This is a genomic window from Humibacillus xanthopallidus, assembly GCF_006716675.1.
In the GTDB taxonomy this organism is placed as follows: domain Bacteria; phylum Actinomycetota; class Actinomycetes; order Actinomycetales; family Dermatophilaceae; genus Humibacillus; species Humibacillus xanthopallidus_B.
The window spans coordinates 1,561,783-1,578,020 of sequence record NZ_VFPM01000001.1; the positions used below are offsets into that span (position 1 = coordinate 1,561,783).

General features: G+C 72.6%; 20 protein-coding genes. 7 read left to right on the top strand and 13 right to left on the bottom strand.

Translation table 11 applies throughout. The annotated features are described in order from the left end of the window. Positions 1–16 precede the first annotated feature (16 nt). The 7 genes from FBY41_RS06830 to FBY41_RS06860 form a co-directional block, all read right to left on the bottom strand. Entirely contained in the window at positions 17–1,036 is a 1,020-nt protein-coding gene (locus FBY41_RS06830; protein WP_141842563.1) for a YdcF family protein, read from the bottom strand. Positions 1,037–1,208: 172 nt separating this feature from the next. Next, positions 1,209–1,580, bottom strand: coding sequence for a fluoride efflux transporter CrcB (gene crcB / locus FBY41_RS06835; RefSeq protein WP_141842564.1), 372 nt, complete (start codon positions 1,578–1,580; stop codon positions 1,209–1,211). Then, on the bottom strand, positions 1,577–2,113 hold the full coding sequence (gene crcB, locus FBY41_RS06840) for a fluoride efflux transporter CrcB (RefSeq protein ID WP_260439594.1): 537 nt from the start codon (positions 2,111–2,113) through the stop codon (positions 1,577–1,579). Before crcB (FBY41_RS06840) ends, crcB (FBY41_RS06835) begins: the two co-directional genes overlap by 4 nt. Positions 2,114–2,211: 98 nt before the next feature. After that, positions 2,212–3,096 carry a putative hydro-lyase gene (locus tag FBY41_RS06845; RefSeq protein ID WP_141842566.1) on the bottom strand — a complete coding sequence of 295 codons (885 nt, stop codon included), beginning with the start codon at positions 3,094–3,096 and terminating at the stop codon, positions 2,212–2,214. Next, entirely contained in the window at positions 3,093–3,962 is an 870-nt protein-coding gene (locus tag FBY41_RS06850) for a 5-oxoprolinase subunit C family protein (protein ID WP_141842567.1), read from the bottom strand. Before FBY41_RS06850 ends, FBY41_RS06845 begins: the two co-directional genes overlap by 4 nt. Continuing rightward, entirely contained in the window at positions 3,959–4,627 is a 669-nt protein-coding gene (locus FBY41_RS06855; RefSeq protein ID WP_185748925.1) for a 5-oxoprolinase subunit B family protein, read from the bottom strand. Before FBY41_RS06855 ends, FBY41_RS06850 begins: the two co-directional genes overlap by 4 nt. Positions 4,628–4,633: 6 nt before the next feature. Then, positions 4,634–5,401 (bottom strand): LamB/YcsF family protein, encoded by a 768-nt coding sequence (locus tag FBY41_RS06860; protein WP_141842568.1) that lies wholly within the window; start codon positions 5,399–5,401, stop codon positions 4,634–4,636. Positions 5,402–5,499: 98 nt separating this feature from the next. On the opposite strand from FBY41_RS06860, the gene FBY41_RS06865 reads away from it, so the two are divergent. Next, a complete protein-coding gene (locus tag FBY41_RS06865) occupies positions 5,500–6,192 on the top strand; it encodes a GntR family transcriptional regulator (protein ID WP_141842569.1) in 693 nt (230 codons plus the stop codon). Positions 6,193–6,262: 70 nt separating this feature from the next. Here FBY41_RS06865 and FBY41_RS06870 read toward each other — a convergent pair whose 3' ends face one another. Together FBY41_RS06870 and FBY41_RS06875 are read right to left on the bottom strand one after the other, a co-directional pair. Beyond that, positions 6,263–6,406, bottom strand: coding sequence for a DUF2200 domain-containing protein (locus FBY41_RS06870; protein ID WP_141842570.1), 144 nt, complete (start codon positions 6,404–6,406; stop codon positions 6,263–6,265). 10 nt (positions 6,407–6,416) lie between these two features. After that, entirely contained in the window at positions 6,417–7,217 is an 801-nt protein-coding gene (locus tag FBY41_RS06875; protein ID WP_141842571.1) for a DUF427 domain-containing protein, read from the bottom strand. A 107-nt stretch (positions 7,218–7,324) separates the two neighbouring features. Here FBY41_RS06875 and FBY41_RS06880 point away from each other — a divergent pair, with 107 nt between their 5' ends. From FBY41_RS06880 to arr, 4 genes are all read left to right on the top strand, one after another. Continuing rightward, entirely contained in the window at positions 7,325–8,335 is a 1,011-nt protein-coding gene (locus tag FBY41_RS06880) for a zinc metalloprotease HtpX (RefSeq protein WP_141842572.1), read from the top strand. Between the two features lie 16 nt (positions 8,336–8,351). Beyond that, positions 8,352–8,867, top strand: a complete 516-nt coding sequence (locus tag FBY41_RS06885) for a hypothetical protein (RefSeq protein ID WP_141842573.1) — start codon at positions 8,352–8,354, stop codon at positions 8,865–8,867. A gap of 278 nt (positions 8,868–9,145) precedes the next feature. Next, entirely contained in the window at positions 9,146–10,009 is an 864-nt protein-coding gene (locus tag FBY41_RS24240; RefSeq protein WP_375869857.1) for a putative immunity protein, read from the top strand. 114 nt (positions 10,010–10,123) lie between these two features. Then, on the top strand, positions 10,124–11,077 hold the full coding sequence (gene arr, locus FBY41_RS24155; RefSeq protein WP_185748926.1) for an NAD(+)--rifampin ADP-ribosyltransferase: 954 nt from the start codon (positions 10,124–10,126) through the stop codon (positions 11,075–11,077). Positions 11,078–11,123: 46 nt separating this feature from the next. Here arr and FBY41_RS06900 read toward each other — a convergent pair whose 3' ends face one another. Continuing rightward, positions 11,124–12,398: an ATP-binding protein gene (locus tag FBY41_RS06900; protein WP_141842574.1), complete on the bottom strand. Its 1,275-nt coding sequence runs from the start codon at positions 12,396–12,398 to the stop codon at positions 11,124–11,126. A 234-nt stretch (positions 12,399–12,632) separates the two neighbouring features. After that, complete coding sequence (gene pdxY / locus FBY41_RS06905) at positions 12,633–13,481, bottom strand: pyridoxal kinase PdxY (RefSeq protein WP_141842575.1); 849 nt, start codon at positions 13,479–13,481, stop codon at positions 12,633–12,635. A gap of 58 nt (positions 13,482–13,539) precedes the next feature. Between pdxY and FBY41_RS06910 the strand changes: the two genes are divergently transcribed. Then, on the top strand, positions 13,540–13,863 hold the full coding sequence (locus FBY41_RS06910; protein ID WP_141824019.1) for a rhodanese-like domain-containing protein: 324 nt from the start codon (positions 13,540–13,542) through the stop codon (positions 13,861–13,863). 54 nt (positions 13,864–13,917) lie between these two features. Further along, positions 13,918–14,412, top strand: a complete 495-nt coding sequence (locus tag FBY41_RS06915) for a CD225/dispanin family protein (protein ID WP_141842576.1) — start codon at positions 13,918–13,920, stop codon at positions 14,410–14,412. 91 nt (positions 14,413–14,503) lie between these two features. Here the strand turns inward: FBY41_RS06915 and FBY41_RS06920 are convergent, their stop codons facing one another. Together FBY41_RS06920 and FBY41_RS06925 are read right to left on the bottom strand one after the other, a co-directional pair. Further along, positions 14,504–15,292 (bottom strand): hypothetical protein, encoded by a 789-nt coding sequence (locus FBY41_RS06920; RefSeq protein ID WP_141842577.1) that lies wholly within the window; start codon positions 15,290–15,292, stop codon positions 14,504–14,506. Between the two features lie 64 nt (positions 15,293–15,356). Further along, on the bottom strand, positions 15,357–16,217 hold the full coding sequence (locus FBY41_RS06925; protein ID WP_141842578.1) for an Fpg/Nei family DNA glycosylase: 861 nt from the start codon (positions 16,215–16,217) through the stop codon (positions 15,357–15,359). Positions 16,218–16,238 lie beyond the last annotated feature (21 nt).

Consider the following 16,238-nt stretch of genomic DNA (forward strand, 5'->3'; position numbering starts at 1 on the left):
GAGGCCCGCGTGGCCCTCAGCCGGCGATCACGGCATACGTGAGGACGGCACTCACCGCGGCCCACACGGTGAGCCCGACCGCGTTGACCCACGGGTGGTAGGTGAGCACGGCGACGAACTCGCGTAGGAAGGCACTGGGGACGAAGTACCACGCGGTGCGCGCGCCGCTGACGTCGGCGTCGATCCCCAGACGCCGGCAGATGAGCGCGGCGCGGCCCACGTGGTAGCCGCTCGTGATGACGCGCAGGTGCCCGGTGATGCCGGCCTCCTCGAGCAGCGCCCGCGAGAGCAGGAGGTTCTCCTCCGTCGAGGTCGCCTCGTCCTCCGTCACGACGTCGTGCTCGTCGAGCCCCCGCTCCAGCAGGTATGCCGTCATGGCCGCCCCCTCGGACGTGGGCTCGTCCTCGCCCTGGCCACCGCTCGGCACGAGGGGCGGTCGTCGCCCGTGGAGCTCCTCGACGCGGCGGAGCGCGATCGCGGCGTCGAGGCGCCGGGCCAGCAGGCGCGGGATGCGGCCGTCGACGAGACCGGACCCGAGCACGACGATCGCCGCCGGCGTCGGCCGCTTGCGGCGCCTCAGGTAGTCGAGGCAGTAGAGGACGTAGCTGACGAGCGAGAGCGCCGGGTAGCCCGGCAGCAGCAGGATGACGATGCCGATGACGGCGACCGTCGTCGGGCCGGAGAGGAAGAGCGTGACGCCGATGACGGTCGCGACGATCATGCCGAGGCCGAGCAGCAGGGAGAGGAGGTTGCTCAGGCTGCGTCCCTCACGGCGCACCATGCGCAACCCGTTGACCAGCAGGAGCAGGCCGAGCACCACGGCGCTCAGCCACGGCAGGGCGAGCAGGACGACGCCGTCCTCGTGACGCTCCACCCCGAGCCGATCCGCGACCTCGCCCGCGACCAGGTCGACCGCCGACCACACGGCGACGAGGAGGAAGACCCCGTTGCGCCATCGCCGGGGCTCGGTGCGTGACGACACGGCGTAGAGGACCAGGCCCAGGGCGATGATCGCGGCGTGGACGAGCAGTCTCATTCCTCGGCCGCCGCCATCTCGTGCACCCCCGTCGCGCCGCGCGGGCGCGCGAGCTCGCCACCACTATGCCCGTTCTGCGTTCCAGCCCCACGACCGGGGCGCCGGGCGTCGCGGCACTGTCCGGACCGGGCCGGGCCGGGCCGGGCGGCGGCTGCCGGCAAGTGGCGTCGCCTCAGGCGAGCGCGGTGACGAGGAACCAGCCGGCGCTGCCGGCGACGAGGCCCGCCGCGAGGCTCCCCACGGCATTCAGGGCGGCAGTGCCCACCGACCCCTCCTCGAGGAGGCGCACGGTCTCGAAGCCGAACGTCGAGAAGGTCGTCAGGGCGCCGCAGATGCCGGTGCCGATGAAGGCGACCGCAGCCGCGGGCAGGGCGCCTGTCGATGCCGCGCCGAGCACGGCGCCGAGCACGAGCGAGCCGGCGATGTTGACCGTGAAGGTGCCCCACGGGAAGAGGCTGTCGTGGCGGGACTGGATGAGCAAGTCGGTGAGGTAGCGCAGGGGAGCACCGATGACACCACCCGCGAGCACGAGCAGCAGCGTCACGAGGTCCCCTCCCGGCGAGCGCGGCCGCTGCGCGACGCTGCGGCCGCAGCGCGCCCCACGAGGATGCCCAGCCACACCGCCACCAGCCCGACGAGCAGGGTGGCGAAGAGGTAGAGGAGAGCAACGGGCAGCCGTCCCGCGGCGAGGAGCGCACGGGTGTCGAGCATGTACGTCGAGAAGGTCGTGAAGCCGCCGAGGACGCCGACCCCGAGGAAGGGCCGGACGTAGCGGCGCGGAGGCCAGACGTCGTTGACGAAGACCATGAGCAGGCCGAGGAGGAAGCCGCCCACGACGTTGACGGTGAAGGTCGACCACGCGATCTCGGACGGGGCGTGCGGCAGCAGCACCCCGGCCCCGTAGCGCGCCGCGCTCCCGAGCGCGCCGCCCACGGCGATGACGGCGAGGATGTCCCAGCGCTCCCGGATGATGCTCGATGCGTGACGGACCGGCGACATCCGGCTCGCCACGTCAGGGTCGACTGGCATCGCGGCACCGCTGGAACCGGCGCCCACGGGACCAGAATCTGTTGGCATGCATGCTCCTACCACTCGGGTAGGGACTGTTGGCGACCCTCGTCGCGGTTGTCGGCGAGCCCCACCGCCATCACGCCCTAGGGTACCGACGGCCCTCCTCAGGGCACGGCATACGCGCTGTCGCGGACGTCGGTGACGTCGGTGACGTCGGTGACGAGCATGTGCCCGGGGGCGTGGGTGATGGCGAGCTCGGGGCGCGACTCCATGACGACCGCCTGCGGGGTGACGCCGCAGGCCCAGAAGACGGGCACGTCGCCCTCCTCGATCACCGGAGGGTCGCCGAAGTCGGGGCTCGCGAGGTCGGCGATGCCGAGGTCCGACGGGTCGCCGACGTGGACCGGGCCACCGTGGGCCGCAGGGTAGCGGGACGTCACGCGAACGGCGTCGGCCACGCGCGCCCGCGGGATCGCACGCATCGAGACGACGAGTGGCCCGGAGAGCCGACCCGCCGGCCAGCACCGGGTCGTCGTGACATACATCGGCGCGGTGCGCCCGGCCGTGAGGTGTCGCACCGGCACCCCGGCATCGAGCAGGGGATGCTCGGCGGTGAGCGAGCAGCCGACGATGAAGGTGACGAGGTCGTCGCGCCAGTGCTCGCGGGCGTCGGTCACCTCCGCGACGAGCTCGCCGTGCTCGAAGATGCGGTAGAGCGGGATGTCGGTGCGGATGTCCGCGTGCGACGCGAGGTCGGCACCGCCGAGCACCCCGCCACGCGTCTCACCCGCATCGAGGACGTCGAGGATCGGGCACGGCTTGGGGTTGCGCTGGGCGAAGAGCATCATGTCGAAGGCGAGCACCTGGGGCACGGCGATGATGTTGGCCTGGGCGTGGCCGGCGCACCACCCAGTCGTCGGCGCCCGCAGACCGGCGGCGAAGAGCGTCCGCGCCTCGCTGGGCGACAGCGCCGCGGGGTCGTGCGGCAGGAGTGGCGTCGTGGGGGTCAGCGACGTCGGATCCCTCTTGGTATCAGTGGAGCTCGTCATCTCTGCTCCCATCGGAACCGCACCTGTTGACCCGGCTGCAGCTGGGCCGCTCGGTCGACGTCGGCCGTCCGCACGACGCCGATCACCGGGTAGCCCCCCGTGACGGGATGGTCGTTGAGGAAGAGCACCGGCTGGCCGTTGGGCGGCACCTGGATCGCGCCGCGCACCATGCCCTCGCTCGGCAGCTCCGCGTCGCTCCAGCGCGTATGCCGTTCGATCGGGTCGCCGTCGAGGCGAATCCCCTTGCGGTCGCTGCGTCCCGAGACGCACCACGGCGTCTGGGCGAGCGCCTCTGGCCGGGCGAACCAGTCCCTGCGCGGACCCGGCAGGACGGCGAGCTCGACCGGGCCGCCGGACGGGGGTGGCACAGCGGCGACGTCGACGTGCGGGAAGCCCTCCGTGCTGCGGCCGATCTCGAGCGTCTGGCCGGCCCGCAGCGGCTCCGGTCCGAGCCCCGACATCGTGTCGGACGCGAGCGACCCGAGCACCCCCGGCATCGCCAGCCCACCGCGGAAGGACACGTAGGTGCGCAGCCCGCTGGACGGCATACCGAGGGCGAGCTCCTGGCCGTCACGGATCGCGAAGGGTGCGGCGTGCGGGACCGGCCGCCCCCCGACCCGGGCCGGTGCGTGGGCGCCCGTGAGGCAGGCGAGCAGGTCGCCCGAAGCCCGGAGGCGCAGCCCGCCGAAGGTCACCTCGAGCGCCGCGACCCCGCGGACGTTGCCGAGGAGGCGTCCGCCGAGGAGGTAGGCGCCGACGTCCGCCGCGCCGGAGCGCCCGACACCGACAGCCAGGTGGCCGACCCGTCCCAGGTCCTGCACGAGCGTCAGCGGGCCGGGCTCGATGATCTCGACGCGGCGCGTCATCGCCGTGCCTCGACGAAGCGGACGGTCGTGCCGGGTGCGAGCAGGGCGGGCGGCTGTCGGTCGGCGTCCCACAGGACGACGTGGGTGGTGCCGATGAGCTGCCAGCCGCCCGGCGACTCGCGCGGGTAGATGCCACTGAACTCGCCCGCGAGACCGACGGATCCGGCCGGCACCCTCGTGCGGGGCTCCGCACGTCGAGCGACGGTGAGGCGCGGGTCACCACCGACGAGGTAGGCGAAGCCGGGCGCGAAGCCGCCGAAGCCCACCCTCCAGTCCGCGCCCGTGTGCGCGGCGACGACCTCGTCGGGAGCCAGGCCGGTGAGGGCGCCGACCTCGGCGAGATCGGGCCCGTCGTAGACGACGGGGATCTCTACGAGGCGCTGACCCGAGGTCGCGGCGCCGACGCTCGCGGTGCGTGCAGCGTCGACGATCACCCGACCCAGCTCGTCGAGGTCCGTCGTCGGGCGCGCGACGACGAGGAGCGTGCGGGCAGCGGGCACGAGGTCGTCGACATCGGCCCAGATGCCGGTGCCGGCGTGGGCGAGGGGAGCGAGCGCCTCCGCGAGCGCGAGCACCGCGTCGATGCCGTTGGTCTCGACGAGCAGCGCTGCATCACCCATCGGTAGGAGGCGCAGGGGCGGGGCGGGGGCGCTCGGGTCGGGCATGGCGACCTACCTCGCGAAGGCGGCGATCTCGATGCCCGCGCCGGTCAGCGCGGTGCGGAGCGCACGAGCCATCTCGACGGCCCCGGGAGAGTCTCCGTGGGTGCAGATGGAGTCAGCCCGCACCTCGATCTCGGTGCCGTCGATGGCCGTGATGCGGCCCTCGGTCGCGAGCCGGACCATGCGGGCGGCGACGGTCTCGGGGTCGTGGAGCACCGCGCCGGGCTCGCGCCGCGACACGAGGTGACCCTCGGGGGTGTAGGCGCGGTCGGCGAAGGCCTCGGCGACGGTGCTGAGCCCGGCCTCCTCGGCGAGCCGGAGGAAGGCCGACCCCGGCAGGCCCATGACGTGCAGGCTCGGGTCGATGGCGACGACGGCCGCGACGACGGCGCTCGCCTGCTCCTCGTGCTGCACGATGGCGTTGTAGAGGGCGCCGTGGGGCTTGACGTACTCCACCCGCACGCCGGCGACCCGGCACATCGCCTCGAGCGCCCCGATCTGGTAGACCACGTCGGCCGTCAGCTCGTCGGGGTCCATGTCGATGAACCGGCGGCCGAAGCCGGCGAGGTCGCGGTAGCCGACCTGCGCGCCGACGACGACGCCGCGCTCTGCCGCCTGCGCGCACGTACGCATCAGCGTCAGGCTGTCACCGGCATGGAAGCCGCAGGCCACGTTGGCACTCGTGACGATGTCGAGCATGGCCTCGTCGTTGCCGAGCTCCCACGTGCCGAGGCTCTCGCCGAGGTCGGAGTTGAGGTCGATCCGCTGGACGGTCATCGCCGGATCCTCCTTGGCTGCGGTGAGCTCATATTGTTCAACAATCCTGCAATAGCGCGATCCTACGACTCCCAGCGCCGGCGGCCTAGAGTGCCGGTGTGGCCAACCGCGCCCTGTCCGAGGCCCTGCGCCAGATCCCGACCCGCGTGTCCGTGCAGCCCTCGGCTGCGGAGCGGGTCGCGGACGTGCTCCGCGAGCAGATCGTCAACGGCGCCCTGCGCTCCGGCACCCGCCTCACGGAGGAGACGATCGGCGCCGCCCTCGGCTTCTCGCGCAACACGATCCGCGAGGCGTTCGCCCTGCTCATCGCCGAGCGGCTCGCCGCTCGCGAGCCCAACCGCGGCGTGTTCGTCGCCACCCCCACCGCGAGCGACATCCGTGACCTGTATGCCACGCGCCGGCTCATCGAGCCCGCCGCCCTCGAGCACGGGATCGGCTTCTCGCACGCAGCGGTTGCCCGGTTGCGTGAGGTCGTCGACGCCGCACACGCCTGTCGCGAGCACGAGGACACGGCCGGGGTCGCCCAGGGCAACCAGGAGTTCCACCGCACGGTCGCTCGGCTCGCCGAGAGCCGACGGGTCGACCAGCTCATGGAGGGCGTGCTCGCGGAGATGAGACTCGTGTTCCACCTGATGGGCGACGACCCCGGCTTCCACGTGCCCTACCTCGACCGCAACGAGGCCATCATCCGCGACCTCGAGGCCGGCGACCGGGCCGGTGCCGCGGCGGCCCTGCGCGCCTACCTCTCCGACGCCGAGGAGCACCTCCTCGGCGCGCTCCACCACCCCTGAACGATGCCGCGGCCTGCGGCGATGTGGCCACGCAGCCTTCCGTGACGTCGATCTCCGGGGGGGAAGCCACTCAGCGGACGGGCTCCGACCCCCGCAGGATCGACGACATCTTCTTGCCCTTGGCGACGTAGTGCGGATAGATGCTGGCGAAGCTCGCGTCGAAGATCCGGTGACGCGAAGGCCCGGCCTGCTGGGGCGCGTCGGAGAGCGGCATGCCGCCCAGCCTAGATCGCGCCGGGTCCCGCGCCGGCCGGCTCACCGGGCATCGCAGTGCTGACCGCCACGCCGTCGACCTCCACCGTGGCCGCCCGCCAGAAGCTGACGAGGTCCTTGACCTGGAGCGCGTCGTGCAGGGGGTCGGGGTAGAACCACGCCACGTCCGGAGCCCCCGGAGCGCTGAGGTAGGACGCGATGCCCTTGTAGGCACAGACGGTGTGCGTCTCGGACGGGGTGAGCAGCTCCATCCGGACGTCCTCGCGCGGCAGGTACCACCGCACCGGCAGCCCCGTCTCGATGAGCATCGTCGCGCGGGAGGACTCGGCGATGGTCGTGCCGCCCACCTCGACGCGGACGTGCCGGCTGCTACGCAGCACATCGATCCGCTTGAACGGGTCGTGGGGGTGACCCATGACGTGCTCGTCCTCCTCGAGCCACTCGAACGGCTCCCACTGGAGGACGACGCGACCGCCGAGGTCGGGATCGTCCGGACGGAAGCCGACCTCGCCGTGGCCGTCGAGGTGGAGCGAACGCCCCGGCACGGTGTGCCACTCGTTGTGGTGGGGCGGCAGCACGGGTGCGTGCAGCTCGGGCACGGGTGAAGGCTCGTGCTCACTGAGCTGCAGGTGCAGGTCACCCGGCGGGACGGCATACCAGGGCACGACGCGGCGCGGCTCGTAGACGAGCAGCGCGTCACGGGTGTCGAGGACGGTCTGGCCGTCCAGCAGTGCGCGAATTCGCTTGGGGGTGCGGGCAAAGCGCAGCTCGCCCAGTCCGCGGAACCAGTCCTGCTCGAGGTCGACGGCCATGTCTCAGTGTGGGCGCCCGCGCGCACGTCCACAACGGCCTCGGCGGCAGTGCGTCAGCGGGACGTTCGGCACTGGGACGGCCGAGGCTGACGCGCGAGTCTGGACCCATGAGGGCGGCCAGCCCACACCCGGCTGCGCGACGTCGCCCCGACGGGCGACGCGTGGCGGCGGCATACGCCCCTGCAGGGCGCCACCGGGTGCGCAACGTCGCCCAGGAGCTGCTCCTCTTCCTCGGCCTGGCCGTCGTGCTGGGAGCGGCCGCATGGCTGCTCGCGGGCACCGCTGGGCTCCTCTGGGCAACGGTCACCGTGGTGGTCCTCGCGATGCTGCGCCCGCGGGTGCCGACGGCGTGGATCCTCTCCCTGTATGCCGCCCAGCCCGTCCCCCGCGCAGCCGCACCCCGTCTGCACGACCTCGTCGACGTGCTCTCCGAGCGGGCACATCTCGAGCGACGGCCGGCGGTGTTCTACGTCGCGAGCCCGCAGGTCAATGCCTTCGTCGTCGGCCGCGGGGAGGACGCGGCGCTCGCCGTCACCGACGGGCTGCTCCGTCTGCTCGACGGGCGCGAGCTCGCGGCCGTCGTCGCCCACGAGGTCAGCCACCTGCGCAACGGCGACACGGCGGTCATGAGCCTGTCCGACCTCGTGGCCCGGCTCTCCCAGTGGATGTCGTGGGTCGGGCTGTGGTCGGGCCTGCTCACCCTGCCACTCGCCATCAGCCGCGACAGCCTCGTCCCCCTCCTCGTGTCGATGGTCCTCGTCGCCGTGCCGATGCTCGTGACGCTGATGCAGCTGGCCGTGTCGCGGTCGAGGGAGTACGACGCCGACCTCGACGCCGCCTCGCTCACGGGCGACCCGGAGGGGCTCGCCCGGGCCCTCGTCGTCCTCGAGCACGCCGACGGGCGCATCTGGGAGCGGATCCTCGTCGGCCGCTCGGCCGGCCCCGACCCGCTGCTGCTCCGGACACATCCGCCGACCGACGAACGCGTCCGCCGGCTCATGGCGCTGGAGGCGGACGTGACCGGGCAGCCACTGCCGACGACGCCCTACCGGGTGGTCATCATCTACCCTCCGGCGACCGACAGCCCGCGACTGCGACGCACCGGCATCTGGTGGTAGGACGAAGGAGAACGCCATGACGATCACCACGGAGTCCGAGCGACTCAGCGCCGCACCACAGGGCCGCCGCAGGACCCTGCGCCTGACGACTGCCATCCTGTGCGGGGTCACCGCCGTCGCCTACCTCGTCCTTGCCCTGCTGGTCGCGCGGGCGCAGTCGAGCCCCGGGTGGACGGATGTGGCACAGGGGGGTGGGCGCATGGACAGCATCTACGGGATCTACATCTTCGCGGCCGTTCCCTACCTCATCGGGGCAGCGCTCAGCGTGCGGCTCGACCGCACCGTCATCTGGGTGCTGGGCGCCTGCACCCAGGTCGCGATCCTCGCGGGGCTGCTCTGGCTCGGGCTCGCGGTCATCGGGCCCGGTGGGCCCGAGGCAGAGCCCACCGTCTTCGACTATGCGCCGCTGAGCGGTCTGGGCATGGCCTGGTGGGCGGCTGCGATCTCGGGGGCTCAGGTCGTGCTTCTCGCACTGCTCACCTACCTGGCCCTGACGCCTGAGCACCGGCAGGGGACGGCAGCGGCGGAGTAGGCCCCAGCGGAACCCGCGGAGGCCGTTGCGGTGACGGACCCTGGTGGAGGACTACCCGACCGCGCCGCTCACCCAGAGGCGGCGTCTCCACAACGACGTGCTCCTCGAGGTGAACGCGCTGTGGTCGAGGATCTGACCGTGGCCGTCTCAGGCGGCCGCGCCGACGCCCCGAGGCGCTGGGTGGTCCCGGGCTTCGCTCGATTGCCGGTCAGGGCGCTCTCAGCAGGACTACCGTCGGAACGCAGGCCCCGTCGTGGGCCATGGTGTGGGAGGCGACCATGAACCTGAAGGAATCCCTGTGCGCCGTCGAGCTCTTCTGCGAGCTGCCCGACGACCTCGCCGAAGAGGTGATCTCTCGCGGGTCCACGGTCACGGTCGGCCCCGGCGTCCCGGTCGTCAACCAGGGTGATCGCAGCGCAGGCATGGTGATGCTCATCGAGGGCTCTGCCGACGTCGTCGTCGACGGTCGTGTCGTGGGTTCCCGCACGTCGCCATGCTGCTCCTCAAGGGCCTGGTTGCACGCGTGCGCAGGCTCGAGGCCCAGGAGACCGCCCCGGGCGGCGGCTGACAGTCGTCCGTATGCCGCCGCGCCTGGAGCTCGCCGGACCGGCCGCGGCTGGCAGGCTGGCTCCATGATCCTGCCGGAGGTCCGCGACCCGCGCCTCGTCACGATCCGGCGCGGCGGCCTGCTCAGTGATGCTGACCACCGGCTGCTGGCGCAGTGGGCCGCCGAGTGTGCGGAGCACGTGCTCCCTCTCTTCGAGACCGAGGTGCTGTCGGACACCCGCCCTCGCGACGCGATCGCCGCGGCACGCGCATGGGCCGAGGGCGAGATGGCGATGATGGCGGCAAGGGCCGTCGGAGGGCACGCCATGGCCGCCGCGCGACCGCTGCGAGGCGCAGCCCGGTTCGCCGCCTACGCCGCAGGCCAGGCCGCCTGCGTGGGTCATGTGGCCGAGCACGACCTCGGCGCCGCCGCCTACGCCATCAAGGCCGTCCGGGCATCCGATCCGGGCAACGACGACGCCGGCCGGCTGGAGCGTGACTGGCAGCGCAACCAGCTGCCCGAGCAGGTCCGGACCCTCGTCATCGAGGACCAGTCGCGCCGCAACGCCATCTGCTGGTCCGTGTTCGACGACTGAGGACGTGGCCGGCGTGGCGTGCAGTCTTCTCGATCAGGTGCGGCCCCCCAGCGCAGGTCGGTGATCGGCACGTGAAGTCCCAGCGTCCGGGAGCCCTGTGCGAAACTCGGGAGGATGCAGACCCCCTCGGGTGACTTCGCGCTGACGACCGAGGAGCTGCGCGCCGTTGCCGCGTATGCCGCCTCGTGCGCCGAGCCCGCCCTCGTGATCTTCCAGAAGGCCCACCCCGACGACCCGCGCCCAGCCGCCGCTGTGGAGGCCGCCCGGGTGTTCGCCGAGGGGGCGCCCCGTTCGAGCCTCCAGCGCACGGCCGCCACCGACGCCCACCGAGCAGCACGCGACGCCGAGACAGAGGCGCCCCGGCACGCAGCAAGCGCTGCAGGGGATGCGGCCGGGGCGGCATACCTCCATCCGTTGGCGAAGGCGACGCAGGTGCGCCACATCCTGGGCGCCGCTGCCCACGCGGCGCGAGCGGCGGAGCTCGCACGCGGCGACGACCCCGTGGTCGCGGAGTACGTCGTCACGGCTGCGGCCAAGCGAGCCACACCGGTCGTCCTCGACGTGCTGACCCGCTATCCGCGCGCGCCGGAGGGGCGCACCCGGGTCGCCGTCCTCATGACGCGGCTCGACAGCCTGCTCCGCGACCCTCCGCCGCCCCGGCGCGTCGTCGACGACCCCGGGCCGTTCTTCCACGGCACCAAGGCCGACGTGCGCCCGGGTGACCTGCTGACGCCGGGCTGGCGCTCGAACTACGGCTCCGGGCGCCGGGCCAACCACATCTACCTGACGGCGTCGCTCGGGGGTGCACCCCTCGCGGCCGAGCTCGCCCGGGGTGACGGACCGGGGCGGGTCTACCGGGTCGAGCCGCTCGGCACCATCGAGGACGACCCGAACGTCACCGACAAGCGCTTCCCCGGCAACCCGACCCGCTCCTACCGGACGACCGAGCCGCTGCGGGTGATCGAGGAGATCACGGGCTGGGAGCCACCCCCCGCGGAGATGGTTGCCCACCTTCGCGAGCGCATGGGCGAGCTCGCCGAGCTCGGCATCGAGGCGATGGACGACTGAGGGCCGGATCAACCCTGCTCGTCCGACCCCGGCCCGCCACTCATCCTCAGCCGACCAGCGCGGTGGTGCGCAGGTAGCGGCCGAAGTGCGGCACCGTGAACGCGATGAGCCCTCGCTCACCGGAGTAGATGAGCCCCTTCTTGATGAGCGCGTCGCGCGCCGGCGACAGCGACTGCGGCTTGCGCCCCAGCACCTCCGCCACCGCCGAGGTGGGCACGGCCTCCCGCTCGCCCACGATGCCGTATGCCGTCACCCCGCTCGCGTCGTCATCGGCGGTCACTGGCGAATCCGTTTCCGCACCAGGGGAATTCAGCAGCGCGGCATCAGCCATCGCCCGCAGGTACTCGCGCTCGGCAGGCGTGGCCCGCTCGTAGCGGGAGCCGAAGAAGCCGACCGCCAGCTCGGACTCGGCCTCGGGTGCCGCGACGCGGATGTCCTGGGCCGTGACCGGCGAGGTCGGCGCGACGTCCCACACGACCTTGCCGTAGGCCTGGATGAAGTAGGGGTAGCCCGCGGTGATGGCATACATCTCGTCGAGGGCCTCGGACGTGAACTCGCAGCCCTCCTCCGCCGCCGGCCCGACGAGCGCCTGGTCGGCGGCCTCGCGGGGCAGGCGGTCGATGCGCGAGTAGCGAAAGAGCCTCTCGGAGTATGACTTCGACGCCGAGAGCACGGCCGGCAGGTGGGGCAGCCCGGCGCCGACGACGATGACGGGCAGGCCCGACTGCGAGATCTCGTGGCAGGCCGCGCAGAGCGCCGAGACGTCCTCGGGGTCGAGGTCCTGCATCTCGTCGATGAAGATGGCGACGCCCTTGCCGACGTCGGCGGCGAGCCCGCCGATGTCGGTGAAGAGCTCGACGAGGTCGATCTCGATGTCACCGGAGTCGGCCCGCCCGGTCACCGCGGGCACGTCGATGCCGGGCTGCCACCGATCGCGCAGCTTGGCGGCGGAGGGTGCCTCACGCAGCGCGAAGGCCTTGACGATGCCGAGCACCTGGTCGACCTCGGAGCCGCGCGGGTGCCCCAGCTCGCGCACCGCCTGGTGGGCGGCGGCGGCCAGGGGACGCCGCAGCCGCTGGTCGGGCCGGGCCTCGAACTTGCCGGTGCCCCAGTTGGCGCGCACCGCGGAGCTGCGCAGGGCGTTGAGCAGGACGGTCTTGCCGACCCCGCGCAGACCCGTCAGGACGATGGAGCGCTCCGCGCGGCCACGTGCGATCCGCTCGAGCACGACGTCGAAGGTGCGCAGCTGCTCGTCGCGGCCGGCGAGCTCGGGTGGGCGCTGACCGGCGCCGGGCGCATACGGGTTCGTGATCGGGTCCACGATCGGAGGGTATATGCGTCTCTATCGAAAACCTGAGACATCCGGATAGAGGGGCATCGGCGCGTCGTTCGCGCAGAACCGCCAGCGGTGCCCACGCACGGTCTGGGTCACCCCCCATGGTCACTTGATTCGGATTCCACTGAATCTGGGCATGAAAAAGCGCCGTTCCGCACGGTCAGGGGTGGTCATGCGGAACGGCGCGATGCGACTATAACGCGCTCGGAGCCCGTACGGTCAACTGGTCGCAAAGATTTCAAAAACCTCGTCGGGAGCCGCGATCGCGTCCTGCTCCTGCACGAGGAGCATCTCCTCGGAGCCCGCCGCGTGGGTGCGCTCGAGCACGGCATACATCGTCGCCGCGGTGCGCGCGAGCGCCGCCTGCGGGCCGTCGGTCAGCAGGTGCGCGAGGAAGACCGCAGCCGTCACGTCGCCGCCACCGCGCACCGTCATCGGCAGCATCGGCGTCGTCACCATCCACGAGCCCTCACCGGTGACACACGCCATCTGGATCGACCCCTCGGGGGTGTCGGAGGTCAGCGCGCTCGTGACGAGCACGACGTCGGGACCGGCCGACCGCAGCTCCCGCGACGCCTCGAGCAGGCTCTCCTGCGTCGTCACGGAGCGCCCGACGAGGTGCTCGAGCTCGAACTGGTTGGGGGTGACGATGTCGGCCTTGGGCACGACGTGGTCGCGCATGAACTCAGGGATGCCGGGGCGCACGAAGAAGCCGCGCCCGACATCGCCCATGACGGGGTCACAGCAGTAGATGGCGGCGGGGTTGGCCGCCTTGACCCGCTCGACCGCGTCGAGCACGACGTTGGCGACCGGCTCGGCGCCGAGGTAGCCCGAGAGCACCGCGTCGATCGACGGGAAGGCGCCGCGGTCCTCGATGCCGCCCAGGACCTCGGCGACGTCGGACGGGGCGATGAGCGGGCCGCGCGTCTCGCCGTAGCCCGTGTGGTTGGAGAAGGTCACCGTGAGCACGGGGTAGACCTCGTGACCGAGTCGCTGGAGCGGGAACACCGCGGCCGAGTTGCCGGCGTGACCGTAGGCGACGTGGGACTGGATCGACAGGATCTTCACGAGTCGCAAGGCTAGTGCTCCACCACGTGAGCCGCCGTCTCCCGTGCGAGGATGGGGCATGAGCACGATCCCCACGACGACCGTGACCGAGCTGCCCGACGATGCCGTCATCGTCGACGTCCGAGAGGCCGACGAGTGGGCCGCCGGGCACGCCCCCAATGCCGTCCACATCCCGTTGAGCGACCTGCCGGCACGGCTCGACGAGCTGCCCGACACCGACGACACGATCCCGATCGTCTGCCGCAGCGGCGGTCGCTCCGGCCGCGCGGTCGCCTGGCTCGCCCAGCAGGGCTTCGACGTCGCCAACGTCGAGGGCGGCATGCGCGCGTGGCACTCGGCTGGCAAGCAGCTCGCGGGCTCTGGAGAGCCCCGCATCCTCTGACCCCCCGGGCCGTATGCCGTGCGGCCCCCTTCCCGAGATGACGACGTTCCAGACATGACCGATCACCGAGACCGCGACGACGCGACCGAGCCGGACCCCGATGCCGACCGCTGGTCGGCCTGGCTCCCTCCGCTGGACCCGTCGAGCGATCGCACCGGTGCTGCAGGTCCGACGCAGCAGGGCCCGCCCCTGCCGCAGAGTCCGGGGCCGGCCCTGCCGCAGAGCCCCGGCCCGCCGCCGGTGCCCCCTCCGCAGGCTGCCCAGCGCGCCTCGCAGTCCTATCGCTCCGCACCCCCGCCGCACGTCGGCCAGAAGGTGGCGGTCGGGCCCAAGCGCTACCTCGCATTGTCGGTCTTCGCGACCTTCTTCGGCTTCACACCCGTCGGCATCATCGCCATCGTCATCTCGCTCTCGGTCGGCAGGCACGTGCGCGCCGGGCGGCTCGCCGAGGCCGAGCGCGCCTCGCGGTGGGCGCGCAGCTGGGCCATCGCCGCGCTCGTGCTCAAGCTGCTCTGGACGCTCTACTTCTCGTTCGTCCTCGGCTCCTAGGCGCGGGCGGACCTGGGGTGGGGCCATGCTCCGAGCGCCCCGAGCGCCCCGAGCGCCCCGAGCGCCCCGAGCGCCTTGGGCCGTTCCGCCGTCACGGCGAGGCGAGCGTCACCGCGGGCGTGCACACCAGCTCGTCGCCCTCGGGCGCGCGCACGGGCGCTTCGAGCACACCCTGGCCGACAGCCGAGGGACGCATCCCCGGCAGGCGGTCACCGACCTGGACGCAGAACTCCCACGCGCTGCTCCCCGGCGGCAGCGGGGCACGCGGCGCCGAGAACTCGGCACCCGGCACGTCGAGCTCGGCGGGCGACACGGCATACGCGCGGCCCTGCAGCGAGCCGCCGGCCGGGATGACACGGGCGCCGATCGTGGGAGCGGCGACGAAGGTGGTGCCGGGCGCGCTGGCGAACCCCTGCTTGCTGATCCGGACGGCCGTGCCGTTCGCGTAGACCCAGGCGTGCTCGGGGTTGACGTCGGGTGGCAGGCCGGCCGAGCCGAGGCCGTCGGGCACGACGTCGTACGCCACGAGCTCACCCGCGCCGCCGCCCTCGCGGGTCAGCGTGTAGGTGACGACGACGCCGGACTTCTTGCGAACCCCCGGGTCGGTCGGCTGCTCGGGGAAGCCGATCGCGAAGGTCGCCTCGAGCCGCACCCCGTGGCCGCTCGCCGACGCCCCGGCGCCCGAGGAGGCCGCGCCGTCCGTCGGGTCGGTCGGGGCAGGGGCGTCCGCGCTGGTGGCCGTGCCGCCGGTCGAGGTGCCGCCGCCTGCGGGGGTGGCGGTGCCCGACGGGCTGGCCTGACCGCACGCGGCGGCGGGGCCGACGACGGCGAGGAGCGCGACGAGCGGCAGGGCACGGCGGAAGGGTGTGGAGGTCCTCATGTCACCAAGAGACAACCATGCGAGGCGAACCGTTGCATCTCGGGCGCTTCGCACCAGGGCGGGCTCACTTGAGCAGTCGGCTCATCCGGCGGTCGGCGAGCGGCTTGCCGCCCGTCTGGCACGTGGGGCAGTACTGCAGTGACGTGTCGGCGAAGGACACCTCGCGCACCGTGTCGCCGCACTCCGGGCACGGCTGACCGGTGCGGGCGTGGACCCGCATGCCGGCCCGCTTGGCGTCCTTGAGCTCCTTCGCCGGCTTGCCCGACGCCGTCGCGACGGCACCCTTGAGCGTGTCGCGCAGGGCGGCATACAGCCGGTCGACGACCTCGGGAGCGAGCGTGCCCGCGAGCGCGAAGGGGCTGATCTTCGCGACGTGGAGGATCTCGTCGGAGTAGGCGTTGCCGACGCCCGCGATGAACTCCTGGTCGCGCAGCAGCCCCTTGATCTGGGTGCGGCGGCCGGCGAGCAGCTCACGGAAGCGCTCGAGCGTGAAGTCGTCGGCCAGCGGGTCGGGGCCGAGGCGCGCGATGCCGGGCACCTCGGCCGGGTCCTTGACGATGTAGGCCGCGAGCGACTTCTTCGTGCCGGCCTCGGTGAGGTCGAAGCCGGAGCCGTCGGAGAGCCTGACCCGCAGGGCGATCGGCGACTTGCCCGGGCGCACGACGGTCGCCGGCAGCTGGTCGGACCAGCGCAGCCACCCGGCGCGTGCGAGGTGGAAGACCAGGTGGGTGCCGTCGGCGTCGATGTCGAGGAACTTGCCGTGGCGGTGCACCCCGTCGATGGGGCTGCCCTCGAGCGCCTGCGGCGGCGGGTTGAAGGTCTTGAGGACGCTGAACGAGGCGAGCTCCACCCCGGTGATGGCCAGACCATCGGTGCGCTCGGCGAGGAAGTCGACGAGCGCCTGCACCTCGGGCAGCTCAGGCATGGGGCCAGTCTGACATCCGGG

Excerpts from the sequence above, each read along its gene's own strand:
- FBY41_RS06830 (WP_141842563.1), bottom strand. The coding sequence starts at position 1,036 with ATGAGACTGCTCGTCCACGCCGCGATCATCGCCCTGGGCCTGGTCCTC.
- crcB (WP_260439594.1), bottom strand. The coding sequence starts at position 2,113 with ATGCCAACAGATTCTGGTCCCGTGGGCGCCGGTTCCAGCGGTGCCGCG.
- FBY41_RS06845 (WP_141842566.1), bottom strand. The coding sequence starts at position 3,096 with ATGACGAGCTCCACTGATACCAAGAGGGATCCGACGTCGCTGACCCCC.
- FBY41_RS06850 (WP_141842567.1), bottom strand. The coding sequence starts at position 3,962 with ATGACGCGCCGCGTCGAGATCATCGAGCCCGGCCCGCTGACGCTCGTG.
- FBY41_RS06855 (WP_185748925.1), bottom strand. The coding sequence starts at position 4,627 with ATGCCCGACCCGAGCGCCCCCGCCCCGCCCCTGCGCCTCCTACCGATG.
- FBY41_RS06860 (WP_141842568.1), bottom strand. The coding sequence starts at position 5,401 with ATGACCGTCCAGCGGATCGACCTCAACTCCGACCTCGGCGAGAGCCTC.
- FBY41_RS06870 (WP_141842570.1), bottom strand. The coding sequence starts at position 6,406 with ATGCCGCTCTCCGACGCGCCCCAGCAGGCCGGGCCTTCGCGTCACCGG.
- FBY41_RS06875 (WP_141842571.1), bottom strand. The coding sequence starts at position 7,217 with ATGGCCGTCGACCTCGAGCAGGACTGGTTCCGCGGACTGGGCGAGCTG.
- FBY41_RS06880 (WP_141842572.1), top strand. The coding sequence starts at position 7,325 with ATGAGGGCGGCCAGCCCACACCCGGCTGCGCGACGTCGCCCCGACGGG.
- FBY41_RS06885 (WP_141842573.1), top strand. The coding sequence starts at position 8,352 with ATGACGATCACCACGGAGTCCGAGCGACTCAGCGCCGCACCACAGGGC.
- FBY41_RS24240 (WP_375869857.1), top strand. The coding sequence starts at position 9,146 with ATGAACCTGAAGGAATCCCTGTGCGCCGTCGAGCTCTTCTGCGAGCTG.
- arr (WP_185748926.1), top strand. The coding sequence starts at position 10,124 with ATGCAGACCCCCTCGGGTGACTTCGCGCTGACGACCGAGGAGCTGCGC.
- FBY41_RS06910 (WP_141824019.1), top strand. The coding sequence starts at position 13,540 with ATGAGCACGATCCCCACGACGACCGTGACCGAGCTGCCCGACGATGCC.
- FBY41_RS06915 (WP_141842576.1), top strand. The coding sequence starts at position 13,918 with ATGACCGATCACCGAGACCGCGACGACGCGACCGAGCCGGACCCCGAT.
- FBY41_RS06920 (WP_141842577.1), bottom strand. The coding sequence starts at position 15,292 with ATGAGGACCTCCACACCCTTCCGCCGTGCCCTGCCGCTCGTCGCGCTC.
- FBY41_RS06925 (WP_141842578.1), bottom strand. The coding sequence starts at position 16,217 with ATGCCTGAGCTGCCCGAGGTGCAGGCGCTCGTCGACTTCCTCGCCGAG.